The sequence below is a fragment of the Amycolatopsis sp. NPDC024027 genome (genome assembly GCF_040638975.1).
GTDB lineage: Bacteria > Actinomycetota > Actinomycetes > Mycobacteriales > Pseudonocardiaceae > Amycolatopsis.
Genome location: NZ_JBEZYY010000008.1, coordinates 390,769 through 416,620 on the forward strand (window position 1 = coordinate 390,769; position 25,852 = coordinate 416,620).

The window sequence follows — 25,852 nt, forward strand, 5'->3', positions numbered from 1 at the left end:
GCCGGAGGGGCTTTCCGCCGATTTCGTCCGCCCCGGCCGATAGACTGGACTTGGGCACGCCCCGGAGAGGGTGGCAGGGTTCCGGCAACGTCGTGTCGTTGTAGGCAGTGCTGATCATGTGGTTGTCGAAGCCCATGGTCTGTGAGAGAGCCGTGCCTGCCATTGCATCTTCTCCCCTCCCGACCGTGTTGACCCGACTGGCCTGCGCTGACCTCGATCAGGTAGCTGACCTGCGTGAATATCTCTGGCCTTGAGACCCGACCCGCGGAAACGGCGCGGGGTGCGGCATTCGCTGGTATCGATCCTGGCGCTGGCCGCGGCAGCGGTCGCGGCGGGCGCGCAGTCGTTCACGGCGATCGGGGAATGGGCCGCGGACGCACCGCAGCGTGTACTGGCCCGGCTGGGCACCCGGTTCGATCCCCGGCGCGACCGGCACATCGCACCGGATGAGGCCACCATGCGGCGAGTGCTCTGTGACATTGACGGCGACGACCTCGACGCTGCGATCAGCGGCTGGATCACCACCACCGCAGACATCCCACCGGCGATCGCGGTGGACGGCAAAGCACTGCGCGGCACCTTCCCCCGCGCCGGCGGAGCCGGTGTTCATCTGCTGTCCGTGCTCACGCACCGGAACGGAACCGTGCTGGCCCAGCAGCAGGTCACGGCGCACCATCGAAATCCTGCCCGCGCCCGACGACCTCGGCTTCCCCGCCACCGCCCAGGGTCTTCCAGATCACCCGCTACCGCACCGACCGCGCTACCGGCACCCGCCACACTCATACCGGCTACGGCATCACCAGCCTGCCCGCAGACACCAGCCCGGCCACCATTGCCACCTACCTGCGCCGTCACTGGGAAACCGAAAACCGGCTGCACCGGGTCCGCGACGTCACATACCGGGAAGACGCCTCCCGCGTCCGCACCGGCACCGGTCCCGAGCCATGGCCACCCTGCGCAACCTGGCCATCAGCGCCCTGCGCAAGGCCGGCCACACCAGCGCCGGAGCGCCACGGCACATGGCCTAAGACACCACCCAACCACTCACCCTCTACGGAATCACCCCATGACCAGCACAACCGACTTTGGCGGAACCCTGGGAGAGGATGGGGGCTCCTGTTTGGGGGCGGAGGCCGCGGGCGGCACCGGCCGGGTCGCCCTCGGCGGGCACGTCACGGGCGCCGTCTTCCTGATCGCCTCGGCGGGATCTGCGCGTTCTTCGCCCAGCGGCAGCAGGACGCCGCCGAGCTGCCCGCCCCGGTGCTCCGACAGCACCGGCACGATCACCTTCGCCGGCGCGGAAGACCGGCGACGGCGCCGGAACGTCCACATCGACCGGTCCGCCGAACGCGACCTGGTGCTCCGCGCGATCAGCCACGCACACAGGGTGCACAAGCATGTGCGGCGCGCGCGGGACTCGGCGGGAGACGCTCCGGCAGAGTAGTGTTCGGCCATGTCAGCAGGCGAAATCGATCTTCTGCCCGGTGAACGCGTGCTCTGGGCGGGGGAGCCGGTCCAGCGCCCGCTCTACGTCGCCGCGGACGGGGTGATCGCCCCGGCGGGTCTCGTCCTCGCCGCCGCCTCCCTTTGGTTCCTGCTCACGAAGCAGCCGAGCGGCCTCACCATGGCCGCCGCGGTGGTCGCGCTGGTGCTCGGCTGCTACGGGGCTGTCGGCCGGTCGGTCGTCCGGTACCTCGCGCTCGGGCGCACCACCTACGCGCTGACGGACAGCCGGATCATCGCGCGTTCGGGCCTGTTCCGGCAGAAGGAACGCTCCAGCGAGCTGGCCGGCCTGCCGGCCCCGGTGCTCAAGGCGGGGCCGTCCCGCACCGGAACCATCGCCTTCGGCGGCCCGGGAACCGTGACGCTGATGGGCATCGGCGAGCCCAAGCGGGTCCGCGACCTGCTCACCAAGGCGATCGACGAGGCCAAGGCCCGCCAGGCCCCGCCGGAAGCGGACAGCCCGGCCGCCTGAGCCGGGCAACCCGCACGGCCTCCCGGAGCGTCAGCCCGGCAAAGAGGAGGTCGCCGTGGACGAACCGTTGATCGCCCTGGAACCGGGTGAGCGGCTGCTGTGGTCGGGACGGCCGCGGCGGATCGCCCCGACGGGTCTCGAGTGGTACCGCATCGTCTTCGGCTCGGTCATGGTGGCGGGGTTCGCCGCCGCCATCGGGCTGCCGGCCCCGGGGGTGGCCGTGACCTTGGGGATCGTCGGGCTCGCCGTCGTCTGGGGGCCGGTGCTCTGGCGGCTCCGGACGACGCGCCGCGAGGTGTACGCGGTGACCGACCAGCGGGTCGTGGTGGCCGACCGCGTCTCGGGCCGCACCCGCGCGTACGAGTACCTGAGTGAGCTGGAGCCGCCGGTCGTCCGGCGCGACCAGGACGGCGGCGGCAGGCTCACCCTCACGAGGCGGGACGCGTCCGTGAACCTGATCGGCTACTCGATGCCGAAGCGGGGTGGAGCGGCCCCGATCGAGCTGTTCGACGTGCCGGACGCCGACGGGCTGGGTGCCCTGATCGTGCGGGCGCAGGACTGACGTCACCCGGACGTGTCCGATTGCACTGCCACCATAAGTTACCGGTCGGTACACTCGACGAAACGTCCACCGCCGGAGGTGTCCAGTGCCGTACCCAACGGACCGCGAGCGAGACCGACCGTGGGTGATGCGGACCTACGCGGGTCACTCGTCCGCGGCCGCGTCGAACGAGCTGTACCGGCGCAACCTCGCGAAGGGGCAGACCGGCCTCTCGGTGGCGTTCGACCTGCCCACCCAGACCGGCTACGACCCGGATCACCAGCTCTCCCGCGGTGAGGTCGGCAAGGTCGGCGTCCCGGTGTCGCACCTCGGCGACATGCGGCGGCTCTTCGACGGCATCCCGCTCGCCGAAGCCAACACGTCGATGACCATCAACGCCCCGGCCATGTGGCTGCTCGCGCTGTACGTCTCCGTGGCGCGCGAGCAGGCCGAAGCCGAGGGGCGGGACGTCGACGAGGTGCTCGCGAAGCTCGCCGGCACCACGCAGAACGACATCATCAAGGAGTACCTGTCCCGCGGGACCTACATCTTCCCGCCGGGGCCGAGCCTGCGGCTGATCACCGACGTGATCGCCTGGACCGTGCACCACGTCCCCAAGTGGAACCCGATCAACATCTGCAGCTACCACCTGCAGGAAGCCGGCGCGACGCCGACGCAGGAGGTCGCGTACGCGCTGTGCACCGCGATCGCCGTGCTCGACGCCGTCCGCGATTCGGGGCAGGTCGACGCGGCCGACATGGCGAAGGTCGTCGCGCGGATCTCGTTCTTCGTCAACGCCGGCGTCCGGTTCGTCGAGGAGATGGCCAAGATGCGCGCGTTCACCGCGCTCTGGGACGAGCTCACGCGGGACCGGTACGGCGTAACGGATCCCAAGGCCCGCCGGCTGCGCTACGGCGTGCAGGTCAACTCGCTGGGCCTCACCGAAGCCCAGCCGGAGAACAACGTCCAGCGGATCGTGCTCGAGATGCTCGCGGTGTCGCTCTCCCGCGGTGCCCGCGCCCGCGCGATCCAGCTGCCCGCGTGGAACGAAGCCCTCGGCCTGCCGCGGCCGTGGGACCAGCAGTGGGCGCTGCGGATGCAGCAGGTGCTCGCGTTCGAGACGGACCTGCTGGAGTACGAGGACATCTTCGACGGCTCGCACGTCATCCAGGCCAAGGTCGACGAGATCATGGCCGGTGCCCGCGAGGAGATCGCGCGCGTGCAGGACCTCGGCGGCGCGGTCGCCGCGGTGGAGAGCGGCTACATGAAGTCGCAGCTGGTCGCCTCGCTGGCCGAGTACCGCCGCGAGATGGAGAACGGCGAGCGGGTCCTGGTCGGGGTCAACAAGTTCGGGACGACCGAGCCGTCGCCGCTGCAGGCCGAGGGGGCGAAGGCGATCGAGACGATCGACCCCGCCGTCGAGAAGGCCGCCGTCACCGCCATCGAGGAATGGCGCGCCGCGCGGAACAACGACGCCGTCGAGCGGTCGCTGGCCACGCTGAAGGAACGCGCGCGGACCACGGAGAACCTCTTCGAGGCCACTGTGGACTGTGCGCGGGCCGGCGTGACCACCGGCGAGTGGGCCGGCGCGCTGCGCGAGGTGTTCGGCGAATACCGGGCGCCCACCGGTGTGTCCGCCGCCGCGGTCGCCGGCGTGGGCGACCCCGAGCTGGAGCGGGTGCGCGCGCGGGTCCGGGAAACCGGGGCGGAGCTGGGCGAGCGGCTGCGCATCCTGGTCGGCAAGCCGGGCTTGGACGGGCACTCCAACGGCGCCGAGCAGGTCGCCGTCCGGGCGCGCGACGTCGGTTTCGAGGTCGTCTACCAGGGCATCCGGCTGACGCCCGAGCAGATCGTCGCCGCCGCGGTGCAGGAAGGCGTGCACGTCGTCGGGCTTTCCGTGCTCTCCGGTTCGCACCTCGAGGTCGTCCCGCACGTCGTCGACGGCCTGCGGGCGGCAGGCGCCGGCGACGTGCCGGTGATCGTCGGCGGGATCATCCCGCCGGACGATGCCGCGCTGCTGACCGAACGCGGCATCGCCCGGGTGTTCACGCCGAAGGACTACGAGCTCACCGGGATCATGGACGGCATCGTCAGCCTGATCCGGGAGCGGAACGGCCTCAGCTGAGTTCGGCGAGGATGTCCTTTGTGGACTGCACGGTGGCGAAGCCGCCACCGTGCAGGTTGGTCGCCGTCGCGCGGGACAGCTCGTCGGCGGCGAGCACGCTGCCGTCGGGGCCTTCGAGGTCGAACGTGAACGTGGCGTCGAGGGCGAACGTGACGTCGTAGCCGAGGTTCCCGCCCATCCGCGCGGTGGTCTCACAGCAGAAGTTCGTCTGGATGCCCGCCAGCACGAAGCTCGTGATGCCGCGCTTGCGCAGCCACGCGTCGAGGTCGACGTCGCCGATGAAGGCCGAGTTGACCCGCTTGCCGAAGACGAGGTCCGGCCGCGCGCCGTCGAGTTCGGGCTTGAAGTCGTTGCCCGGCTGCCCGGGGCGCAGCGGCGAGCCGGGCTTCGGCGAGTCGTGGTGCACCAGCACCACCGGCAGCCGCCGCTCCTGCCACGCGTCGAGCAGGGCCTTCATGTTCGCCTCGGCGCCCGGGTTGTTGCGCGGGCCCCAGAATTCCGGGTCGTCGAACCCGCGCTGGACGTCGATCAGGATGAGTGCCGTTTCGGTCATGGTGCCGAGTGTTGCCGTCCCAGGCACGGCAAGGGGAGTGGCAGAAGGCGCGCGATGCGGTACTTTTCTGCCATGCGCACGATCGGCGTCCTCCTGCTGCCGGGCACCCGGATGTTCGACCTCGCGGTGATCGGCGAGGTCTGGGGCCAGGACCGGACCGACAGCGGCATCGGCCCGTTCACCGTGCGCCTGTGCAGCCCGGGCCGGGTGCGGACCCCGACATCGCCGTTCGGTGACGTCGCGGCCACGCACGGGCTCGCCGGGCTCGAGGGCTGCGACCTCGTGCTGGCGCCGGGCCGCGACGATCCTCTCGCGCCGGTGCCCGCATCGGCGGTCACGGCGTTGCGGCGGGCCCACCGGGACGGGCGCACGGTCGCCGGGCTGTGCTCCGGCGCGTTCACGCTGGCCGCCGCCGCCCTGCTCGACGGCCGCCCGGCCACCACGCACTGGCGCGACCTCGACACGCTCGCCGGCGTCGCCCCGCGGGCGGATTTGCAGCGTGACGTGCTCTACACCGACGACGGCGGGGTCCTGACGTCCGCGGGCGTCGTCGGCGGCCTCGACCTCTGCCTGTACCTGGTCCGGCGCGACCACGGCGCCGACGTCGCCGCCAGGCTGGCGCGCCGGCTGGTGATGCCGCCCGCTCGCGAGGGTGGGCAGCGCCAGTACGTCGACAGCCCGTTGCCGCCGCCGTCGTCGGCCCAGCCCGGCATGGCGTCCACAATGGACTGGGCGCTGGCCCGCCTCGGCGCCGGGATCGGGGTCGAGGACCTGGTCGGGCACGCGCGGATGAGCGAACGGACGTTCCACCGCGAGTTCGCGGCGGCCACCGGCGTCACGCCGGGGCGCTGGCTGCGCGTCCAGCGCGTCCGGTACGCGCAGCGCCTGCTGGAGACGACGGCGCTGCCGGTCGAGCGCGTCGCCGAGCGATCGGGGCTGGGCACGGCGGCCAACCTGCGCCGGCGGATGCGGGCCGAGGTCGGCGTCGGCCCGGACGGCTATCGGCGCACTTTCCGGTCCGGAGGGGCTACGGTCGGGGAATGTACGAGCACCTCCAGATGAGCCGGGACGGCGACACCGTCACGATCACCATGAACCGGCCGGAGCGGCGCAACTCGCTGTCCGCGGACCACCTCGCCGAGCTGCTCGCCGCGTTCCGCGCGGCGGGGACGTCCGACGCGACCGGCGTCGTGCTGGCCGGCGCGGGACCGGTGTTCTCCGCGGGGCACGACTTCGGCGACGTGGCCAAGCGCGACCTGATGGGCGTGCGCGAGCTGCTGGCGTTGTGCACCGACCTGATGAAGACGATGCAGTCGATCCCGCAGGTGGTCATCGCGCGGGTGCAGGGCCTGGCCACCGCGGCGGGTTGTCAGCTCGTGGCGTCGTGCGACCTGGCCGTGGCCGCCGAGTCGGCGGGCTTCGCGCTGCCGGGCGGCAAGGGCGGCTGGTTCTGCCACACGCCGGCGGTGCCGGTGGCGCGCGCCATCGGCCGCAAGCGGCTGATGGAGCTGGCGCTGACCGGCGACGTCATCGACGCGGCGACCGCGCTCGACTGGGGCCTGGTCAACCGGGTGGTGCCCGACGACCACCTCGACGACGCCGTCGGGGACCTGCTGGCGCGGGCGACGCGCGGCAGCCGCGCCAGCAAGACGATGGGCAAGGTGACGCTGTACGCCCAGCTCGACCGGCCCGAGGTCGACGCGTACGCGATCGCGCTGGAGGTCATGGCGGCGGCGTCGCAGCTGCCCGGCGCCCGTGAAGGCATGGCGGCGTTCCTCGAGAAGCGCAAGCCCTCCTGGCCCGACTGAACCCTCCCGGCTCCGGCCGGGTTTCTTCGTGCTCGAGGGCCGTACCATACGGTATGGTATGGCCATGGCGGGCAAACGGGATTGGCTGGACGCGGGACTGGTGCTGCTGGCGGAGCAGGGCGCGCCTTCGGTGACCATCGAGCGGCTCACCGAGCGGCTCGGGCTGTCGAAAGGCTCCTTCTACCACCACTTCAAGGGCATGACCGGCTACCGCACCGCGCTGCTGGAGCACTTCGAGGCCGAACGCACCACGCGGTTCGTGGCGCAGGCCGAAGCGGCGGAGGGCGACCGGCTGGGCGCCTTGCTGAAACTCGTCCTCGCGCCGGGGCCCGGGCCGGAGCTGGAGATCGCCGTCCGGGCGTGGGCCCTGCAGGACGCCGAAGCCCGGGCGGTCCAGGAGCGCGTGGACTCGACCCGCGTGGCCTACCTGACCGAGATCAGCGGCGACGCCGGCCTCGCGCGGGCGCTGTACCTGGTGGTCGTCGGGGCGGGGCAGGTCGTGCCGCCGCTGACCGGCCGGCAGCTCAAGGACGCACTGGAACTCGTACTGGGGAGACGGAAATGACCGAGCCGTACGTCGATGGCGCCGATTACGTCGAGTTCAAGGAGATCGAGAGCGAGAACAGCCTGCGCGAGTTCGTCGCGGGTGTCTTCGGCTGGTCGCCGCCCTGGGTGAAGGCCCTGTTCGGGGTCCGGTACGTGCTCGCCAAGGCGTTGCGGCTGGACACCGCGTCCGTCCCGCGCACCGGCCGGCTCCGGCCCGAGGACGTCGGCTTCGCGCCCGGCGACCGGGTCGCCTTCTTCACCGTCCGGTCCGGCGATCCGGAGCGGTACCTGGTGGCCGGCGTGGACGACAGCCACCTGACCGGGTACCTGACCTTCGAGGCGGTGCCGCGCGGCTTCCGGCTCGGCACGATCGTGCACTTCCACAACCGCGTCGGCCCGGCCTACTTCGCGCTGATCAAGCCGTTCCACCACCTGGTGATCCGCGGGATGCTCAGGGCCGGTGCCGCTCGGCCAGCATGAGCTGCGCCCACGCGGCGATCGACTGCGCGTCGGTGATGTCGCCCGCGAGGATCATCTTTTCGATGTCCGCGCGCGCGAACCACGCGCTGCGCATGTCCTGCTCCTCGTGCTCGCGCTCCGGCTCGCCTTCAGTGAGGTCCGTGGCGAGGAACACCCAGCCGCGCTGGCTGCTCATGCCGGCGGCGACGTCGAGCCGGCCGAGCAGGACCATCGAGCCGGCGCTCAGCCCGGTCTCCTCGCGCAGCTCCCGCGCGGCGAGCTCGGCCGGCGGCACGTCCGCCAGGTCCGGTGCGGTGCCCTGGGGGAACTCCCAGCGCCGCTCGCCGAGCGGGTAGCGGAACTGCTCGACCAGCCGGAACCGGTCGCCGTCCTGGGCGATGACCAGTGCGTAGGTGGGTTTGTCGATCACGCCGTAGATGCCCGGCGAGCCGTCGGGGCGGCGGATCTCGTCCTCCCGCACCGTCATCCAGTTGTTCCGGTACACCTCGCGGGACGCGACACGCTGAATGGGGTCCACGCGCCCAGTATCACCGACCCTGTCCTACCCTCCTCGAGTGCGTCTCGTGATCGCGCGGTGCCAGGTCGACTACGCCGGCCGCCTTACCGCCCACCTGCCGATGGCCACCCGCCTGCTGCTCGTCAAGTCCGACGGCTCGGTGTCGGTGCACTCCGACGACCGTGCGTACAAGCCGTTGAACTGGATGAGCCCGCCGTGCTGGCTGATCGAGGACGGCAAGCTCTGGATCGTCGAAAACAAGCAGGGCGAGAAACTGGTGATCTCGATCGAAGAGGTCTTCCACGACTACTCGCAGGCCCTGGGCGTCGAACCGGGCCTGCAAAAGGACGGCGTCGAGGCGCACCTGCAGGAACTGCTGGCCGAGCACATCAAGACCCTCGGCGACGGCTACACGCTGGTCCGCCGCGAATTCCCCACGGCGATCGGCCCGGTCGACATCATGGCCCGCGACGCCGACGGCAAGTCGGTGGCGGTCGAGATCAAGCGCCGCGGCGAAATCGACGGCGTCGAGCAGCTGACGCGCTATCTGGAACTGCTCAACCGCGACCCGCTCCTGGCGCCGGTGCAGGGCGTCTTCGCGGCGCAGATCATCAAGCCGCAGGCCCGCACGCTGGCCGAGGACCGCGGCATCCGCTGCTTGACCCTGGACTACGACGAACTCCGCGGCATCGAGTCCGACGAGTTCCGGCTGTTCTGACGTGTCCGACGTGTTCGACGTGTCTGACGTGGAGCCGGGCCGGTACGTCCACTACAAGGGCGGCGAGTACGAGGTGCTCGGCGTGGCCCGGCACAGCGAGACCGAAGAGGAACTCGTGGTGTACCGGGCCCTGTACGGCGAGCGCGGGCTGTGGGTCCGCCCGGCCGCGATGTTCACCGAGACCGTCGAGACACCGGCCGGCCGGGTTCCGCGGTTCCGGCGGGTAGCGGACTGACCGGTCCCGCAGGCCGCCGGATGTCCTGACCGAGTTGCCCCGGCTCGCCGCCTCCCCGTCGGGCAAGACGCCGGCGTCGGAGCTGAAGACGACCGAAGCACGAGGTGGTGGCCACGTGTTGGAAATCGACACCCGTCAGCTCGGGTTTACCCGTATCCGTGGTCCGGGCCGCCCCCGCGCTCGGTGGCCGCTGCGTTGCCGTGCGGCTGGAGCAGATCGGGCCGGAAGAACGAGGAGTTGTTCACCCTGGCCGGTTCTCGTCCCCGAGGCGGGGCACTGGACTGGGTGAGCCTGGTCGGCGAAGCCCTGCCCCGGCGGCTATCGAAGTGGGCTGCTCGATCGGCCTCGGCAGCGCCGGCCGGTGGGTGGCCGGCTGATCGCGGGTCGTTGAAAAACTGACCCCTCAGCTGCCCGAAGGGGTGGTCTCGGTGGCGATACCGAATCGATGCCGAAATCGACGTATCTCATCCGCTGATTGTTACTCCGCCAGGAAATCGTTAACCCGATAGGCCGGCGCGCAGTGGGGAGATAATTTTTTATCGCTATTTATGCGCTGTTCGGGTGAGTTCGGGATCCTATTCGCCGGGGTCGTGCGACACTCGATTCGAGGGGTTCCGCCGGTGCGTCCGGCGTGGCCGGAGGGTGGTGCGCTCGGCCGTCTTTCTTCGTCGTGCCAACGTTTCAGTCCGCCTTCGAGCTCGTGGTGCGCATGTCATCCGGCCGACGTGCGCGCATTCTTGCCTGCACGGAGGAGGAAGTCATGCGTTATCGCCCACTCGGTTCCGATCCGGCCGACCCGCGGCTGGGCCGGTTCATTCCGGACGACTGGCGGCACGTGGAAAGGTATCCGCTCGGCGCGCTGGCCGACGAAGACCGGCCCACCCGGTCGCCGGTCGTGATCGGCGTCAACTGGTACTCGGCCTTCGACACGCCGGAACAGGACGAGAAGTCCGGCGAGTTCTTCATCGCGAAGGCCGGCGTCAAGAAACTCGGCCACATCCGCGGCGGCCACTGCGTGTGCCTCGAGCCGGGCGGCACCCCGGACACCGACGCCTGGTACGCGTTCTACGACCAGGGCCACGAAGGTGCCTGCGTCGGCTTTGGCTGGTCGCGGTGCATGTCGATCTTCAACGGCAGCGAGTACGCGGCCCGCTGGCTCTGGGACTCGGCCAAGAAGCGCGACGAGTGGCCCGAGACCAACCCCGGTGACGAGAACGGCACGTCGGTCCGGGCCGCCGCCGAGGTGCTCAAGGACACCGGGCACGTCCTGTGGGACGAGTCCTACGCGGGCGACGACTGGCACGTCCGGGAGCAGTACACCCCCGAAGCCAAGCAGGGCCTCAAGGCGTTCCGCTGGGCCAAGTCGGTCGACGACGTGCACGCCGTGCTCGCCAACCCGCGTGCCGACGAGCTCGGCGCCGTGCCGCTGCTCAATTCCTGGGGGCCGGGCTTCCCGCACCGGACCTACCTGCCCGACGCGGTGCTCGCCAAGCTGATCGAGGAGGACGGCGAGATCGCGGTACCGACCGATCGGTGATGCCGGCCGCTCCCGCGGCGCGAGAACGAGGGCGCGTTTCCCCTGGTGGTGACCGGGGGAGGCGCGCCCTCCGGCCTTTGTGGACACGTCAGCGTGCCGAGCCTGAATCCATGCAGTACTGTCCGGATCCGACAGGGTGGTGGTGATTCCTGTCGGTTGTTGTCCTGTCTGACTTGTCCTGTTGAAAACAGTACTGCCGGAGGTGGGTCGGGTGCTCGTCTTAGCCGATGCGAACCTGCGACTCGACGCGAGCGCGATCGACTACATCGAGTTGGCGTTCTACTTCGTGCTCGTGCTCGGCATCGGGTACCTGGCGCGGCGGCAGGTGTCGAGCAGCCTCGACTTCTTCCTGTCGGGCCGCTCCCTGCCGGCCTGGGTCACCGGCTTGGCGTTCATCTCGGCGAACCTCGGCGCGGTCGAGGTCATGGGCATGTCGGCCAACGGCGCCCAGTACGGCCTGCCGACCGTCCACTACTTCTGGATCGGCGCCATCCCGGCGATGCTGTTCCTCGGCATCGTGATGATGCCCTTCTACTACGGCTCCAAGGTCCGCAGCGTCCCCGAGTTCATGCGACGGCGCTTCGGCAAGCCGGCCCACCTGGTCAACGGCGTCAGCTTCGCCGCGGCCCAGATCCTCATCGCGGGCGCGAACCTCTTCCTGCTGGCCAGCGTGGTCAACCTGCTGCTGGGCTGGCCGCTGTGGGTGTCGATCATCGTCGCCGCCGCGATCGTGCTCTCCTACACCGCGCTCGGCGGCCTCTCCGCCGCCATCTACAACGAGGTCCTGCAGTTCTTCGTCATCGTCATCGCGCTGGTCCCGCTGACGATCATCGGCCTGGTCAAGGTCGGCGGCTGGCAGGGCCTGGTCGACAAGGTGACCAACAGCCCGGGCGGCACCGCTCAGCTGCACTCGTGGCCCGGTGACAACCTGACCGGCTTCGGCAACAGCCTGCTTTCGGTGCTGGGCATCGTCTTCGGTCTCGGGTTCGTGCTCTCCTTCGGCTATTGGACGACGAACTTCGTCGAGGTCCAGCGCGCGATGGCGTCGAAGAGCATGTCCGCCGCGCGGCGGACCCCGATCATCGGCGCGTTCCCGAAGATGTTCGTCCCGTTCATCGTGATCATCCCCGGCATGATCGCCGCGGTCACCGTGTCCGAGTACGTCAAGGACAAGCAGGTCCTGCTGGACGGCGGCACCGCGGAAAGCGGCGTCACGTTCAACAACGCGCTCCTGCTGCTGATGCGCGACCTGCTCCCGAACGGCATGCTCGGCATCGCGATCGCCGGTCTGCTGGCCTCGTTCATGGCCGGCATGGCCGCGAACCTCAGCTCGTTCAACACGGTCTTCACGTACGACATCTGGCAGACGTACGTGAAGAAGGACAAGCCGGACCACTACTACCTGAACCTGGGCCGCATCGTGACGTCGGCCGGCACGATCCTCGCGATCGGCACCGCCTTCATCGCGTCGAACTCCGGCAACATCCTGAACTACCTGCAGGACCTGTTCTCCTTCTTCAACGCGCCGTTGTTCGCGACGTTCATCCTGGGCATGTTCTGGAAGCGGATGACCCCGCACGCCGGCTGGAGCGGCCTGGTGCTGGGCACGGCGTCCGCCATCACGATCTGGGGCCTGTCGCAGGCCGGGGTGATCGGCCTGGAGGGCCAGGGCACCAGCTTCGTGGCCGCCGGTGTCGCCTTCGTGGTCGACATCGTGGTGAGCGTCGTCGTCTCGCTGGCCACCAAGCCGAAGCCGGACGAGGAACTCGTCGGCCTCGTCTACTCGCTCACGCCGAAGGAGACGCGCCAGCACGACGCGACCGGCGAGAACGCGGGCTGGTACCGCAAGCCGGGCCTGCTCGCCGGCATCGTGCTCGTCCTGACCATCGCCCTCAACATCATCTTCTAGGAGGTCGGAATGGCTACCGAGTCGCAGCCGCGCGCACACAAGGCCGGCGCCTTCGACATCCGGCTGATCATCGCCCTGCTGATCGGCGTCTACGGCGTCATCCTCACCGTCATGGGGATCGGCTTCACCTCCGACGAGGAGATCAAGAAGGCCGCCGACGTCAACATCAACCTGTGGGCCGGGCTCGGCATGCTGGTGGTCGCCGCGCTGTTCGTCACCTGGGCCCTGGTCCGGCCGCTCGTCGTGCCGGCGGAGACCGAGACCGAGACCGGCGACACACCGACGGCGGCGGGCGAATAGCCGGGTTGTCCGGACAGTGGCGCGAGGGTGCCGCTACCGTGCTTCGCGTGCTCCCTGACGTTCGGCGCTCCCGTCTCCCGAAGCTGTTCCTGCTGGTCACCGCGCTCGCGCTGCCGCTGACGGCGTGCGGCCAGGACCTCGGCAAGTCCAACTTCGCCCGGACGACGGTGCCCGCCGCGGCCGGCTCCGGCCAGGTCGCCGACGGCCCGATCACCGATGCCGCCGTGGCGACGGATGTGCTCCGCACGATCCAGCCGTGCCAGTTCCTGACGAAGGCCGCCCTCGGCGCCCGGGGCCTCGGCACGGTCGAGAACGACCCGTCGCCGTCGTCCATCGCCTTCGACACCTGCAGCAACAAGGTGAAGGACCCGGGCGGCAAGGAGATCCGGTTCGAGCTCGAGATCGGCAGCACGGTGGTGCCGCGGGCCGACAAGACGGCCGGGGTGGTCGGCGGGCTGCCGCTGCGCGTGAACAAGACCGGAGACACCGACTGCACCGTCGCGGCGATGACGGCGCTGAACCCGGACGTGGCGCTCGCGGTGTCGGTCACCTACGCCGGTGATCCCTGCCGTCCCGGGCAGGCGTTCGCCGACTCCGTCGTCCAGAAGCTGCACAACTCGCCGGAGAAGTACTCGACGCCCGCGGGCACGGTGCTGACCGCCGATCCGTGCGCGATGGCCGACACCGCGGCGGTGACCGCCGTCGTGACGGCGGCGAAGCCCGCCCCCTCGGGCCTGCACTCCTGCGAGTGGCGGGACCGGGGCCCGTCGGTGACGGTCGGGTTCCGGCCCGGCCTGCCGCCGCTCGTCGGCGACGGTTACTCCAAGGTGGACCTCGGCAACGGCGTGACCGGCTTCCAGAAGCAGGCGACCGGCGGTTCGGCCCGCTGCAAGGTCGAGTGGCAGCACCGGCCGTGGCAGGGCGACGACGTCGAACTGGCCCAGGTGGACTACCAGGGCTATGACGACAACGACAGCGATCCGTGCGGCAAGGCGGTGGCCGTCGCGAAGAACGTGGTCACCAAGCTCCCCCGCCCCTGATCTGGCGGCGCGCCGCGCGGAGAGGTAGGAAGGGGGCACCCCACCCGCCGATGTGCCGGAGGCTGCCGTGAAGAAGATCATCAACGATCCGGCGAACGTGGTCGCCGAGTCGCTGCGGGGGCTCGCCGCCGCGCACGCCGACATCCTCCGCGTCCAGTACGACCCGGACGTCGTGATCAGAGCCGACGCGCCGGTCGCGGGCAAGGTCGCCGTCATCTCCGGTGGCGGGTCCGGGCACGAACCGCTGCACGGCGGCTTCGTCGGCCACGGCATGCTCGCCGCCGCGGTCCCCGGCGCGGTGTTCACCTCGCCGACGCCGGACGCGGTGCAGGCCGCGGTCACCGCGACCACCGGCGAAGCGGGCGCGCTGCTCATCGTGAAGAACTACACCGGCGACGTGCTGAACTTCGAGACGGCCGCCGAGCTCGCCGCCGCCGAGGGCCTCGAGGTGCGCAGCGTCGTGATCGACGACGACGTCGCGGTCAAGGACTCGACGTACACCGCGGGCCGCCGTGGGGTCGGCGGCACCGTGCTGCTGGAGAAGATCACCGGCGCCGCCGCCGAGCGCGGCGACTCGCTCGACGCCGTCACCGCGCTGGCGCAGAAGGTGATCGGCCAGGTCCGGTCGATCGGCGTCGCGCTCACCGCGCCGACCGTGCCGCACGCCGGCACCCCCAGCTTCGACCTCGACGACAACGAGTTCGAGTTCGGCATCGGCATCCACGGCGAGCCCGGCCGCGAGCGGATTCCGGCCGAGCCGGCCGACGAGCTGGTGGCGCGGCTGGTCGAGGCGGTCGTTTCGGACCTGCCGTTCGCCTCCGGCGACCGCGTGCTGCTGTTCACCAACTCGATGGGCGGCACCCCGCTCGTCGAGCTCTACCTGGCCCACGGCATCGCCGAGCGGCTGCTGGCCGAGCGTGGGATCGTGGTCGAACGCCGGCTGGTCGGCCCGTACATCACCAGCCTCGAGATGCAGGGGATGAGCCTGACGTTGCTCAAACTGGACGACGAACTGACCGAGCTCTGGGACGCCCCGGTCAACACCGCGGCCCTGCGGTGGGGGCTCTGATGGCCTGCACGGCCGAGGGGGTCGCGGCGGCCGTTCGCGCCGCCGCGGCGGTGGTCGCCGAGCACCGCGGGGAACTGATCGACCTCGACCGCGCGATCGGCGACGGCGACCACGGCGAGAACCTGAACCGCGGCTTCACGGCCGTCGTCGCGGCGCTCGATTCCGCTGTGCCCGACACCCCCGCCGGGGTGCTGAAGCTCGTCGCGACGACGCTGATCTCCAAGGTCGGCGGAGCCGCGGGCCCGTTGTACGGCACGGCTTTCCTGCGTGCCTCGGCCAAGCTGGGCCCGGCCGCCGAGCTCGACGTCCCGGCGCTGCTCGACGCGCTGCGGGCGGGCCTCGAAGGCGTCCAGGCCCGCGGCAAGGCCGTGGGCGGCGACGCGACCATGGTCGACGCCCTGATCCCCGCGGTCGCGGCTGCGGAGAAGGCGGCCGGGGACGGCGCGGACGTCGCCGCGGTGCTGACCGCGGCGGCCGACGCGGCCGACACCGGTGCCGAGTCCACAGTGGACCTGGTGCCGCGCAAGGGCCGGGCGTCCTACCTCGGCGAGCGCGCGGTCGGGCACCTCGACCCCGGCGCCCAGTCGTCGGCGCTGCTGCTGCGCGCGTTCGCGGAGGCCGCCCGGTGAGCGTGGGAATCGTGCTCGTGTCGCACAGTGCGAAGCTCGCCGAAGGCCTGGCCGAGCTGGCCGCCCAGATGGCCCCGGACGTCACCATCATTCCCGCCGGCGGCCTCTCCGACGGCTCGATCGGCACGGACTACGACGAGGTCGTCGCCGCCACTCAGCGCGCCGACTCCGGCGACGGCGTCGTGCTGCTCTACGACCTGGGCAGCGCGCAGATGACGGCCGAGCTCGCCGTCGAATCGCTGGCCGACCCCTCGGCCGCGATCGTCGCGGACGGGCCGCTGGTCGAGGGCGCGATCGCGGCGGCGGTCGCCGCGCAGGCGGGGCAGGGCGGCAAGGCGGTGGCCGAGGCCGCCGCGTCGGCCGGCCTCCCCGAGGACCTGGCGCCGGCCGAGGCTCCGGCCGACGCCGCCGAAATCGAGCTGGAGCTGCACAACGAGGTCGGGTTGCACGCCCGGCCCGCCGCGGTGCTCGTGCGCACGCTCAGCGCGTTCGACGCCGAGGTGATCGTGCGGCTCGGCGACCAGGAGGCCGACGGCCACAGCGTCCTGGCCCTGATGTCGCTCGGCGCGCGCCAAGGCGACCGGATCCGCGTACGGGCGCGCGGGCCGCAGGCCTCCGCCGCGCTGGAGAAGGCGAAAGAGCTGGTGGACGGCAATTTCGGCGAGTGAAGCCGGGCGCTCGGCCGGGTGACTTGAGCGGTACTGACTCGATTCCGTCTGGGCTTCCGGCGGTTCCGTGTGGGAGAGTCGGGGCAATTACCAGCGAGTAACATCTCTGGAGGCCTCGATGGCGCGGGACATCTCGACGGTCGGTGTGGTCGGCCTGGGCACCATGGGGGCCGGTATCGCCGAAGTGCTCGCGCGCAGCGGGCTCGACGTCGTCACGGTCGAGCTCGACGAGGCGGGTGCCGAGCGTGGCCGCGGCCACCTCGAGCACTCCACCGAACGGGCGCTCTCCGGCGGCAAGCTGGACGCGCCCGGGCGGGCGGCGCTGCTGGGCCGGATCCGGTACAGCACGTCGCTGTCGGATCTGTCCGAAGTGGACCTGGTGATCGAGGCGATCCCGGAGAGCCTCGAGCTGAAGGCCGAGGTCTTCGCCGAGCTGGACAAGATCACCCGGCCGGAGGTGGTCTTCGCGTCCAACACGTCGTCGCTGTCGATCACCGAGATCAGCGTGCACACCGCGCGGCCCGGCAAGGTCGTCGGCATGCACTTCTTCAACCCGGCACCGGTGCTGAAGCTCGTCGAGATCGTCAAGACGGTGGTGACCGAGCCGGACGTGGTCGCCGAAGTGGTCGAGTTCGCCGAGCGGCTCGGCAAGGTGCCGGTGGTGATCGGCGACCGCGCCGGGTTCATCGCCAACGCGCTGCTGTTCGGCTACCTCAACCACGCCGTGCGGATGTACGAGCAGCGCTACGCCACCCGCGAGGACCTCGACGCGGCGATGCGCTTCGGCTGTGGCTACCCGATGGGCCCGCTCGCGCTGCTCGACCTGATCGGGCTGGACACCGCGAACGAAATCCTCGACACGATGTACCACCAGTCCCGCAACCGCCTGCACGCGCCCGCGCCGCTGCTCAAGCAGATGATCACGGCGGGTCTGCTGGGCCGCAAGACCGGCCGGGGCTTCTACACCTACGACGCCCCGGACTCGCCCAACGTGGTCTCCTCCGGTGTCGTGTCCACGGTGGACGGTGTGCCGCCGCGCCCGGTGGCGCGGGTCGGCGTGGTCGGCACCGGCACGATGGCGACCGGCATCGCGGAGGTGTTCGCCAAGCGCGGCCTCGACGTCGTGCTGCGCGCCCGGAGCCTGGAGAAGGCGCAGGCGTCGGTGGCTCGGGTCAAGAAGTCGCTCGACAAGGCCGTGGTCAAGGGCAAACTGTCCGAAGAGGACGCTGCGTCGGCGCTGGCCCGGATCACCCCGGTGACCGACTTCGAGGCCCTGGCCGACGTCGACCTGGTCGTCGAGGCGGTGGCCGAGGAGCTGCCGGTCAAGCAGGCGGTGTTCGCGGCGCTGGACGAAGTGGTCCGCCCCGGTGCGGTCCTGGCGACGACGACGTCATCGCTGCCGGTGATCGAGTGCGCCGCCTCGACGTCCCGGCCGTCCGACGTGGTCGGCCTCCACTTCTTCAACCCGGCCCCGGTGATGAAGCTGGTCGAAGTGGTGTCGACGATCGCGACGGCCCCGGACGTGGTGGCGACGGCGAGCGCGATCTGCGCCACGGTGGGCAAGCACGCGGTGCACTGCGGCGACCGCGCGGGCTTCATCGTCAACGCGTTGCTGTTCCCGTACCTCAACGACGCGGTGAAGATGCTGGAGGCGCACTACGCGGCCGCGGACGACATCGACACGGCCATGAAGGTCGGCTGCGGCCTGCCGATGGGCCCGTTCGAGCTGCTGGACGTCGTCGGGCTGGACGTGTCTTTGGCGATCCAGCGGACGCTGTACAACGAGTTCCGCGAGGAGGGTTTCGCGCCGGCGCCGCTGCTGGAGCACCTAGTGACGGCCGGGCGGCTGGGCCGGAAGACCGGGAAGGGCTTCAAGGACTACTGATCAGTGAACGTGCCGCAGAGGTCGAATGCCGGCCCGGCGGTGACGGCCGGTGCGCCCGGCGAACCGGCGCGGGCGTTGCTCCGATCGCACGGAGGAGGTCGCCGGGTCGACGATGGCCGTTACCCCGTTGCCCGGACCGTGATCGTCCGGGTCAGCGCTCGGCCACCTCGCCGAGGACCGGTTTCACGTCGAGCACCGGGGTGCCGTCGATGGCTTCCGAGCCCGTGACCGTAACCGTGGCTCCCTCGACCGCCGTCACCGTGACCGTGTGGAGGCCGATCGGGTTCGGGCGGTCCGGCGAGCGCGTGGAGAACACGCCGGTGCTCGGCCGGTCCCGGTCGCCGCGGGGGTGGACGGCCTGGACGTCGCGGTCCGCCTCGTGCAGCCACGTCAGGAGGACCAGGCGGTCGCCCGGCCGGAGGTCGGCCGCCGCCGGGGTGAACTCCGGGGCGAACACCACCCGGGACGGCGGCGCGCCCTCGTCGCCCTGCTTCGGAGCCGTCGAGCGGTCCGTCAGGGGCGACTCGATGCGCGCCACCGGGCGCACCTGGTAGCTCGTCACCGGTAGTAGCCCTCGACCGGCACCCGGGCCTCGTCGAACAGCGCCGGCCCCTCCAGCTCGTACCCCCAGGTGACCGGCGGGCGCAGCGTGAGGAACTGCTCCGTCGACAACGCGTAGACGACGCGGCCGAGCCCGGACCGTTCGATCGCGCCGGTGCACATCCCGCACGGCTGCGTGCTGGTGAACATCGTCGTGGCCGCCGCGGTTTCCGGGTCCAGGTTCTGCGCCGCCCAGCGGGCCAGCTTCAGTTCCGGGTGGGCCGTGATGTCGTTGTCGGTCAGCGAGGTGTTGCGGTCTTCGGCCAGGATCTTGCCGTCGGCGTCGGCCAGCAAGGAGCCGAACGGCGGGTTGCCGTGTTCTTCGCGCGCCTCGCGGGCGAGCTCGATCGCCCGCCGCAGCAAGGCTTCTTCGGTGTCCTTCACAGGTTCTCCCTCCAGGACGCGGCCACCGCCGCGAGGTCTCGCCACGCCCCCTCCGGGCGCAGCGTTTCGGCCGGGTCCGAGTCGAACGGGTCGAGCACGACGGTCTCCGCCCCCATTGCCCGCAACTGCGCCAGATCGTCGATGACCTGCTCGAGCGTGCCTTCGCCGGCTCGCCGCTCCGGCCCGGTCACCGGCGCCGCCGTGACGCGCAACAGGATCCGCGGCGCGAACGCGGGCAGCGGCCGGTCGCCGGCCAGCCTTTCCAGGCGTCCCAGCGTTTCCCGGAACCCGGCCATCGTCAGCCGCAGCGGGTGCCATGCGTCGCCGAGCTCCACCGCCCGGCGCAGCCCGGCGTCGCTGTGCCCGCCCAGCCACAGCGGGATCGGATCCACGCGGTAGTCGTCGCGCTCGGCCCACGCCGCGCGGATCGTCCGCAGGTACTCGCTGGTGAGCTTGCCCCGCTGCTCGAACGGCACGCCCAGCGCGTCGAACTCCTGCTTCGCCCAGCCGATGCCGGCCCCGAGCACGAGCCGGCCGCCGCTCAGCTCGCCGAGGTTCGCCGCCATCCGCGCCACCAGCAGCGGATGCCGGTACGGCACCACCAGCACGGTGGTGCCCAGCCGCACCCGCTGCGTGACCCCGGCCAGCCAGGACAACGTCGTGAACGGCTCGTAGAACGGCGCCGGGTACTGCCCGGCGACGTCCGGGGTGATGGCGACGTGGTCGGACACCATCAGCAGGTCGTAGCCCAGCCCCTCCACCGTCTGCGCCCAGGCGCGCAGGACGCCCGGGTCCGTGCCGGGTCCGAAATTGGGGACGTTCACGCCGATCTTCACCGCAGAAGGCTATCGGCGGACGAGCCCGGACCGGAAGGGATCGCTCACGGCGTTCGGCCCGTTCCGCCGTGGATCCCACGGTATGTTCGGCGGATGACCGAGAGTCTCGATGCGACGGACTGGGCCATCCTGGCCGAGCTCCAGCGCGACGCCCGGCTGCCCCTCACCGAGCTCGGCCGCCGGGTGAACCTGAGCGCGTCCGCGGCGACCGAACGGCTCCGGCGGCTCGAGACCGCCGGCGTGATCAGCGGCTACCGCGCGGAAATCGACCTCGGCAAGGTCGGCTACCCGGTGCTCGCCGTGGTCCGGCTCAAGTACCCGGGCAGCCGGCACGAGCCGCTGCACAAGCTGCTCGGCGAGCGCTTCGAGATCCTCGAGTGCCTGCGCACCACCGGCGACGACTGCTACACGCTCAAGATCGCCGCGGCCTCCATGGCCCACCTCGAGCAGACGGTGGACGAGCTGGCCCAGTTCGGCAGCACGACCACGAACCTCGTCTACAGCCAGACGCAGCCCTACCGCGGACCGCGGGAGCCCGCCCGTGACCTCGGTGCCTGACCGCATCGTCGTCGTCGGCGTGACGGGCTCGGGCAAGTCGACGCTCGCGGCCCGGATCGCCGAGCGGACCGGCCTGCCCTACCACGCCGCGGACGACATCACCTGGCAGCCGGGCTGGGTCGGCACCCCCGACGAGGAACAGCGCCGCCGGATCGCCGAGGTGTGTGCGCAGGAGCGCTGGGTCCTCGACGCCGTCTACAGCTCGTGGCAGGACCTCGTCCTGCCCCGCACGCAGCTGATCGTGGGCCTCGACTACCCGCGCTGGCTTTCGCTGGGCCGCCTGGTGCGCCGGACGCTGGTGCGAACGGTGACGCGCAAGCGCATCTGCAACGGGAACGTCGAGTCGTTGCGCCAGGTGTTCTCCGCCGACTCGATCATCCGCTGGCACTTCAGGTCGTTCGCGCGCAAGCGGGCCCGCATCCGCGCGTGGGCCGTCGAGTCGCCCGGCCCGGCCGTCGTGCGGCTGACGTCCCCGCGCGAGACCCGCCGCTGGCTCGAGACCCTCTGACATCAGGCGTCCGGCGGCAGCAGCGGACCGCCGCTCCAGTGCTGGAACACCAGGTTGGTGTGGACGCGGGCGACCTCGTCCCGCGCGGTCAGCTCGTCGAGGACCAGCCGCTGCAGCTCCCCGGCGGAGCTGGTCGCGACGTGCGCGAGGAAGTCGTCCGGCCCGGTCAGGTGGTAGACCGCCCGCACCTCCGGCAGGGAGAGCAGGTGCTCGATGAACGGGTCCACCAGCGGCCGCCGGTGCGGGCGGACCTGGACGAACAGGAACGCCTCCAGCGGCCGCCCGAGCTTCGCCGCGTCGACCGACGCGTGCTGGCCGGTGATCACGCCGGTGTCCCGCAGCCGGGCCACCCGGTCCAGGCACGTCGACGGGGCGATGCCGACCGCGGCCGCCAGGTCCTTGTTGGTGATCCGGGCATCGTTCTGCAGCAGGCGCAGGATTTCGAGATCGACCGGACTCAGTTCGACGGAAGCGGACATCGCCGAATGATATCCGAGAGTGTTGCTCCTGGTCCGGTGAAAGCTCGACCATGCTCGCATGACTTCCTCGCTGCGCACGCGGGCCGTCCACGCCGGCCGTGACGATCTCACGGACCTCGGCGTGCACGCCGCTCCGCTCGACCTGTCCACGACCTACCCGTCCCGCGACAGTGCCGCCGAAGCCGCCCGGATCGACGCGTTCGCCGCCGGCGCCGAACTCGACGGCCCGCCGATCTACGGCCGGGTGGGCAACCCGACCGTCGAACGGTTCGAGCGCGCGCTCGCCGAGCTCGAAGGCTTCGACCACGGCGTCGCGTTCGCCAGCGGCATGGCCGCCGTCTCGGCCTGCCTGCTTTCCGCGGTGGCGCAAGGGAAGCGGCACGTCGTCGCCGTGCGCCCGCTGTACGGCTGCAGCGACCACCTGCTCGAGTCCGGCCTGCTCGGCACGGACGTCACCTGGGCCGCACCCGGCGCCGTCACCGCCGCGCTGCGGCCGGACACCGGCCTGGTGTTCGTCGAGACGCCGGCGAACCCGACCCTGGCCGAGGCGGACATCGCCGAGCTGGCCCGGGCCTGTGGCGAGGTGCCCCTCCTGGTGGACAACACGTTCGCCACCCCGGTCCTGCAGCGACCCGGCCTGCACGGAGCCCGGATGGTGCTGCACAGCGCGACGAAGTTCCTCGGCGGCCACGGCGACGTGATGGGCGGGATCGTCGCGTGCGACGCGCCGGAAGCCGCGCGGCTGCGCCAGATCCGCTTCGCGACCGGAGGCGTGCTGCACCCGCTCGCCGGATACCTGTTGCTGCGCGGGCTTTCCACGCTGCCGCTGCGCGTCAACGCCGCGTCCGCGACCGCGGCGACGCTGGTGTCACGGCTCGGCGAGCACCCGGCCGTGACCGCCGTCCACTACCCGCGGATCGGCGGCCCGCTGGTGGCGTTCGAGGTCGACGGCGACCCGCACGCCCTGATCGGGGCGGTCCGGCTGATCACGCCGGCGGTCAGCCTCGGCAGCGTCGACACGCTGATCCAGCACCCGGGCTCCATCAGCCACCGGATCGTCGACGAGGGTGATCGGCACGGTGCCGGTGTGTCCGACCAGCTGATCCGGATGTCCGTCGGCCTCGAGGACGTCGAAGATCTGTGGGCCGACCTGGAGCAGGCGCTGAAGGCCGGCTGAGCCTGGTCAGCCGCAGCAGCCGCCACCACAGCAGCCGCCACCGCCGGCCGGGGCCGCGGAACCGCTCGCGGCCCCGGTGAGGGCGACCGTGGTGAGCAGCTTGACGGTGTCGGCGTGGCCCTCCGGGCAGGTCGCCGGCGCGCCGGATTCGCTCATCGGGCGCAGGAGCTCGAACGTCTCGGTGCACTCGCGGCAGCGGTAGGCGTAGGTCGGCATGCCGTGATTATCGCCGGAGGCACCCGGGGATGGGAAGCTGGGCGCGTGCAGCCGCCCTCGCTCGCCGACGTCCCGCACCTCGGCCAGGTCGTCCCGTCCCTGCTCGCCGCGCTCGGGGTGCCCGGCTGCGGGAACGTCCTGGCGTTGCCGGAGGCACGCAGCGCCGGCGTGCTGCTCGTCGACGGGCTCGGCTGGGAGCTGCTCGCCGAGCACGCCGCGGACGCCCCGGTGCTGACCGAGCTCGCCCGCGAGTCGCTGCGCGTGGGCTTCCCGTCGACGACGGCCGCCGGGGTCGCCGCGATCGGCACCGGGCTCGCGTCGGGCGAGCACGGGATGGTCGGCTACACGTTCGAGATGCCCGGCACCGGCGTGCTCAACGCGTTGCGCTGGTGCAGCCACGAAGACGGCAGCGATCTGCGTGGCGCCCTCCCGCCCCGCGAGGTGCAGCCGCTGCCGACGACGTTCGAGCGGGCCGCCGCGGCGGGCATCGACGCGGCCGTGGTCTCCTCGGCCCAGTTCCGCGACACGGCCTTGACGCTGGCCACCCAGAGCGGGGCGCAGTACGCCGGGGTCCACGCGCTGGGCGACCTCGCCGCACGGACGTTGTCGGTGCTGGACGGGCGCGCGTTCTGCTACGCCTACCACAGCGAACTCGACTTGCTGGGGCACGTCTACGGCCCCGGCTCGACCGCCTGGCGCATGCAGCTGCGCCAGATCGACCGGCTCGTCGAGTCCCTTGTGGACGGTCTGCCGTCCGGTGCGCTGCTCGCCGTGGTGGCCGACCACGGGATGGTGACCGTCGAGGACAAGCTCGACCTCGAAGACGCCCCGGAGCTGCTCGCCGGCGTCCGGACGTTCGGGGGCGAGGTCCGCGCGCGGCACGTCTACACCGAGCCGGGCGCGGCCGCGGACGTCCTGGCGGCCTGGCGTGAGGTCCTGGGCGAGCGGGCCTGGGTGCGCTCGCGCGAGGAGGCGGTCGCGGAGGGCTGGTTCGGGCACACGGTGAGCGACCGGGTGCTGCCGCGCATCGGCGACGTCGTCGCCGCGGCCCGGGACCGGTTCGGGATGGTCCGGGGGCTCGCGGAGGCCGTGGAGACGTCGCTGATCGGGCAGCACGGGTCGCTGACCACGGCCGAGCAGCTGGTGCCGCTGGCGTTGGCCCAGGGGTAGGCCGTACCCGGGTGGACGACACGCGTACCCGGGTGGACGACACGTTCGTCTTGCGTGGGAACTTTCCGCCTCCCGGTGCCGACCTGTCCACTGCGTGCCGGACTGACGGGAGTGGGCGGAATGAGCGTGCTGGACGGGATCGGGGTCGTCGGGGCGGGCGGCGAGGGACGGGCCGTGGCCGCCTACCTCGCCGCGCGAGGGCTGCCCGTGCACCTCTGCACGCGGGATCTCGAGGCCGTCGGGGAGATCGCGCGCCGCCGGGAGATCGTCGCGCACGGGGTGCTCGACGGGCGGTTCCCGCTCCGGGAGGTGACCGCGGACCCGGCCGGGCTGGGTGCGCGGGCCGTCGTCCTGGTCGCCACCGTGACCACCGCCTACCCGGAGGTCGCCGCCCGGCTCGCGCCGCACCTGCGTCCGGGGCAGGTGGTGGTGCTGTTCTCCGGCAAGCTCTGCGGGAGTGTCGAGTTCGCCCACGCGCTCGCCGCCGCCGGGGCGCCCGACGTCGACGTCGTCGAGACCGACGCGCTGTTCGCCGCACGGCCGTCCGGGACCGGCGGGGTGACCGTGCTCGGCGCCAAGGGCTGGAACCTGATCTCCGGCAGCACCGAGGCCGCCGTCGGCCGGCGCGCCGGGCTGCTGTGCGAGTGGTTCCCGATGCTGGAGGTCGCGCGCAACCCGGTGGAACGTGGCCTGCACGACTTCGGCGCGGTCGCGCACGTGCCGATCGCGCTGGCCAACCTCGGCACCATCGACCGCGCGGAGGAACTGCTCTTCTACGTCGACGGCGTCTCGGCGCGGACGATCGCCCTGCTCGAACGCACCGAGGCCGAGTTCGCCGCCGTCGCGGCCGCCTACGGCGCCCGGCTGCTTCCCATGACCGAGGTCCTCGACCGCTACTACGGCTGCCCGGCGACGACGCTGCTCGACGCGCTGCGGACGGTGAAGCCGTACCGGACGATCGCCGCACCGACCAGCCTCGACCACCGGTTCCTCACCGAGGACATCCGCTCCACCTTGGTGCCGCTGCAGGCACTCGCGCGGTGCGCGGGCGTCCCCACGCCGATGGTCGACGCGGCGATCACGATCATGTCCGTGCTCGGCGGCGAGGACTTCCGCCGGACCGGCCGCACGCTCCGCCGCCTCGGCTGGCACGGCCTCGCCCACGACGCGATCCTGCACCGGCTGGGCGCCGCCGGCCGGGTGGGGGACCGGGCGGCCTGAGTACCGCCGGGTCTCCCGTGTTCGGGCGGGCATCACGTGTGACTGGAGAGGCATCACGTGTGACTGGGCGGGCATCACACGTGATTGGAGGGGCATCACTTGGAGTTGCCCCGTGGGGCCGGACACCTTGATTCCAGACAGTGGTCTGGAGGGAGGATGTCCTGATGTCGCGCAGGTCGAAGTATCCGG

At 71.4% G+C, this 25,852-nt stretch carries 30 protein-coding genes; 23 read left to right on the top strand and 7 right to left on the bottom strand.

The annotated features are described in order from the left end of the window. Positions 1-280: 280 nt before the first annotated feature. The 4 genes from AB0F52_RS22200 (at position 281) to AB0F52_RS22215 (ending at position 4,641) form a co-directional block, all read left to right on the top strand. Positions 281-1,444, top strand: coding sequence for a transposase family protein (locus AB0F52_RS22200; protein ID WP_360173927.1), 1,164 nt, complete (start codon positions 281-283; stop codon positions 1,442-1,444). A 9-nt stretch (positions 1,445-1,453) separates the two neighbouring features. After that, on the top strand, positions 1,454-1,975 hold the full coding sequence (locus AB0F52_RS22205; protein WP_360173930.1) for a PH domain-containing protein: 522 nt from the start codon (positions 1,454-1,456) through the stop codon (positions 1,973-1,975). Between the two features lie 55 nt (positions 1,976-2,030). After that, on the top strand, positions 2,031-2,537 hold the full coding sequence (locus tag AB0F52_RS22210) for a hypothetical protein (RefSeq protein ID WP_360173933.1): 507 nt from the start codon (positions 2,031-2,033) through the stop codon (positions 2,535-2,537). Positions 2,538-2,622: 85 nt separating this feature from the next. After that, positions 2,623-4,641 carry a protein meaA gene (locus tag AB0F52_RS22215; RefSeq protein ID WP_360173936.1) on the top strand — a complete coding sequence of 673 codons (2,019 nt, stop codon included), beginning with the start codon at positions 2,623-2,625 and terminating at the stop codon, positions 4,639-4,641. On the opposite strand, the gene AB0F52_RS22220 is transcribed toward AB0F52_RS22215, so the two are convergent. After that, positions 4,634-5,194: a cysteine hydrolase family protein gene (locus AB0F52_RS22220; RefSeq protein WP_360173939.1), complete on the bottom strand. Its 561-nt coding sequence runs from the start codon at positions 5,192-5,194 to the stop codon at positions 4,634-4,636. The genes AB0F52_RS22215 and AB0F52_RS22220 overlap by 8 nt on opposite strands. 72 nt (positions 5,195-5,266) lie before the next feature. Here AB0F52_RS22220 and AB0F52_RS22225 point away from each other — a divergent pair, with 72 nt between their 5' ends. From AB0F52_RS22225 to AB0F52_RS22240, 4 genes are all read left to right on the top strand, one after another. Continuing rightward, a complete protein-coding gene (locus AB0F52_RS22225) occupies positions 5,267-6,256 on the top strand; it encodes a helix-turn-helix domain-containing protein (protein WP_360173942.1) in 990 nt (329 codons plus the stop codon). Beyond that, entirely contained in the window at positions 6,235-7,002 is a 768-nt protein-coding gene (locus tag AB0F52_RS22230) for an enoyl-CoA hydratase-related protein (RefSeq protein ID WP_360173945.1), read from the top strand. Before AB0F52_RS22225 ends, AB0F52_RS22230 begins: the two co-directional genes overlap by 22 nt. Before the next feature lie 64 nt (positions 7,003-7,066). Next, the gene (locus AB0F52_RS22235; RefSeq protein WP_360173948.1) at positions 7,067-7,567 is read left to right on the top strand and encodes a TetR/AcrR family transcriptional regulator; all 501 of its coding nucleotides are present in this window, start codon (positions 7,067-7,069) and stop codon (positions 7,565-7,567) included. Continuing rightward, a complete protein-coding gene (locus tag AB0F52_RS22240; RefSeq protein ID WP_360173951.1) occupies positions 7,564-8,028 on the top strand; it encodes a DUF2867 domain-containing protein in 465 nt (154 codons plus the stop codon). The genes AB0F52_RS22235 and AB0F52_RS22240 overlap by 4 nt, the downstream gene beginning before the upstream one ends. Here AB0F52_RS22240 and AB0F52_RS22245 read toward each other — a convergent pair. Further along, a complete protein-coding gene (locus AB0F52_RS22245) occupies positions 8,000-8,545 on the bottom strand; it encodes an NUDIX hydrolase (protein ID WP_360173954.1) in 546 nt (181 codons plus the stop codon). The genes AB0F52_RS22240 and AB0F52_RS22245 overlap by 29 nt on opposite strands. A gap of 37 nt (positions 8,546-8,582) precedes the next feature. On the opposite strand from AB0F52_RS22245, the gene nucS reads away from it, so the two are divergent. The 10 genes from nucS (at position 8,583) to AB0F52_RS22295 (ending at position 18,514) form a co-directional block, all read left to right on the top strand. Beyond that, complete coding sequence (nucS, locus tag AB0F52_RS22250; protein ID WP_285476211.1) at positions 8,583-9,242, top strand: endonuclease NucS; 660 nt, start codon at positions 8,583-8,585, stop codon at positions 9,240-9,242. Positions 9,243-9,270: 28 nt separating this feature from the next. After that, a complete protein-coding gene (locus AB0F52_RS22255) occupies positions 9,271-9,477 on the top strand; it encodes a DUF1653 domain-containing protein (protein ID WP_360174031.1) in 207 nt (68 codons plus the stop codon). A 760-nt stretch (positions 9,478-10,237) separates the two neighbouring features. After that, a complete protein-coding gene (locus AB0F52_RS22260) occupies positions 10,238-11,014 on the top strand; it encodes a hypothetical protein (RefSeq protein WP_360173957.1) in 777 nt (258 codons plus the stop codon). A 211-nt stretch (positions 11,015-11,225) separates the two neighbouring features. Continuing rightward, positions 11,226-12,923 carry a sodium:solute symporter family protein gene (locus AB0F52_RS22265; protein ID WP_360173960.1) on the top strand — a complete coding sequence of 566 codons (1,698 nt, stop codon included), beginning with the start codon at positions 11,226-11,228 and terminating at the stop codon, positions 12,921-12,923. 9 nt (positions 12,924-12,932) lie between these two features. Continuing rightward, positions 12,933-13,223 carry a hypothetical protein gene (locus AB0F52_RS22270; RefSeq protein WP_360173963.1) on the top strand — a complete coding sequence of 97 codons (291 nt, stop codon included), beginning with the start codon at positions 12,933-12,935 and terminating at the stop codon, positions 13,221-13,223. A gap of 47 nt (positions 13,224-13,270) precedes the next feature. Then, entirely contained in the window at positions 13,271-14,263 is a 993-nt protein-coding gene (locus AB0F52_RS22275; RefSeq protein ID WP_360173966.1) for a DUF3558 domain-containing protein, read from the top strand. 67 nt (positions 14,264-14,330) lie between these two features. Continuing rightward, complete coding sequence (gene dhaK, locus AB0F52_RS22280; protein WP_360173969.1) at positions 14,331-15,332, top strand: dihydroxyacetone kinase subunit DhaK; 1,002 nt, start codon at positions 14,331-14,333, stop codon at positions 15,330-15,332. Next, positions 15,332-15,961, top strand: coding sequence for a dihydroxyacetone kinase subunit DhaL (gene dhaL / locus AB0F52_RS22285; RefSeq protein WP_360173972.1), 630 nt, complete (start codon positions 15,332-15,334; stop codon positions 15,959-15,961). The genes dhaK and dhaL overlap by 1 nt, the downstream gene beginning before the upstream one ends. Beyond that, entirely contained in the window at positions 15,958-16,629 is a 672-nt protein-coding gene (gene dhaM, locus AB0F52_RS22290; protein ID WP_360173975.1) for a dihydroxyacetone kinase phosphoryl donor subunit DhaM, read from the top strand. The genes dhaL and dhaM overlap by 4 nt, the downstream gene beginning before the upstream one ends. Positions 16,630-16,747: 118 nt before the next feature. Continuing rightward, positions 16,748-18,514: a 3-hydroxybutyryl-CoA dehydrogenase gene (locus tag AB0F52_RS22295; protein WP_360173978.1), complete on the top strand. Its 1,767-nt coding sequence runs from the start codon at positions 16,748-16,750 to the stop codon at positions 18,512-18,514. Between the two features lie 151 nt (positions 18,515-18,665). Here the strand turns inward: AB0F52_RS22295 and tsaA are convergent, their stop codons facing one another. From tsaA to AB0F52_RS22310, 3 genes are read right to left on the bottom strand one after another with little or no spacing between them, the layout of a single operon-like run. Continuing rightward, a complete protein-coding gene (gene tsaA, locus AB0F52_RS22300; protein WP_360174034.1) occupies positions 18,666-19,061 on the bottom strand; it encodes a tRNA (N6-threonylcarbamoyladenosine(37)-N6)-methyltransferase TrmO in 396 nt (131 codons plus the stop codon). An 11-nt stretch (positions 19,062-19,072) separates the two neighbouring features. Next, positions 19,073-19,498 carry a nucleoside deaminase gene (locus AB0F52_RS22305; protein ID WP_093948181.1) on the bottom strand — a complete coding sequence of 142 codons (426 nt, stop codon included), beginning with the start codon at positions 19,496-19,498 and terminating at the stop codon, positions 19,073-19,075. After that, positions 19,495-20,334 (bottom strand): LLM class flavin-dependent oxidoreductase, encoded by an 840-nt coding sequence (locus AB0F52_RS22310; protein ID WP_360173982.1) that lies wholly within the window; start codon positions 20,332-20,334, stop codon positions 19,495-19,497. The genes AB0F52_RS22305 and AB0F52_RS22310 overlap by 4 nt, the downstream gene beginning before the upstream one ends. 93 nt (positions 20,335-20,427) lie before the next feature. Between AB0F52_RS22310 and AB0F52_RS22315 the strand changes: the two genes are divergently transcribed. After that, a complete protein-coding gene (locus AB0F52_RS22315) occupies positions 20,428-20,892 on the top strand; it encodes an Lrp/AsnC family transcriptional regulator (protein WP_360173985.1) in 465 nt (154 codons plus the stop codon). Continuing rightward, positions 20,876-21,400, top strand: coding sequence for an adenylate kinase (locus AB0F52_RS22320; protein ID WP_360173987.1), 525 nt, complete (start codon positions 20,876-20,878; stop codon positions 21,398-21,400). The genes AB0F52_RS22315 and AB0F52_RS22320 overlap by 17 nt, the downstream gene beginning before the upstream one ends. A gap of 2 nt (positions 21,401-21,402) precedes the next feature. Here AB0F52_RS22320 and AB0F52_RS22325 read toward each other — a convergent pair whose 3' ends face one another. Continuing rightward, positions 21,403-21,879, bottom strand: coding sequence for an Lrp/AsnC family transcriptional regulator (locus tag AB0F52_RS22325; protein ID WP_360173990.1), 477 nt, complete (start codon positions 21,877-21,879; stop codon positions 21,403-21,405). A 58-nt stretch (positions 21,880-21,937) separates the two neighbouring features. Between AB0F52_RS22325 and AB0F52_RS22330 the strand changes: the two genes are divergently transcribed. Next, positions 21,938-23,056: a PLP-dependent transferase gene (locus tag AB0F52_RS22330; protein ID WP_360173993.1), complete on the top strand. Its 1,119-nt coding sequence runs from the start codon at positions 21,938-21,940 to the stop codon at positions 23,054-23,056. 6 nt (positions 23,057-23,062) lie between these two features. Here AB0F52_RS22330 and AB0F52_RS22335 read toward each other — a convergent pair whose 3' ends face one another. After that, positions 23,063-23,272: a zinc ribbon domain-containing protein gene (locus tag AB0F52_RS22335; RefSeq protein WP_360173996.1), complete on the bottom strand. Its 210-nt coding sequence runs from the start codon at positions 23,270-23,272 to the stop codon at positions 23,063-23,065. A gap of 45 nt (positions 23,273-23,317) precedes the next feature. Between AB0F52_RS22335 and AB0F52_RS22340 the strand changes: the two genes are divergently transcribed. Together AB0F52_RS22340 and AB0F52_RS22345 are read left to right on the top strand one after the other, a co-directional pair. Then, positions 23,318-24,442 carry a nucleotide pyrophosphatase/phosphodiesterase family protein gene (locus tag AB0F52_RS22340; RefSeq protein ID WP_360173999.1) on the top strand — a complete coding sequence of 375 codons (1,125 nt, stop codon included), beginning with the start codon at positions 23,318-23,320 and terminating at the stop codon, positions 24,440-24,442. 120 nt (positions 24,443-24,562) lie between these two features. Continuing rightward, entirely contained in the window at positions 24,563-25,663 is a 1,101-nt protein-coding gene (locus tag AB0F52_RS22345; protein ID WP_360174002.1) for an NAD/NADP octopine/nopaline dehydrogenase family protein, read from the top strand. The last annotated feature ends 189 nt before the right edge of the window (positions 25,664-25,852 follow it).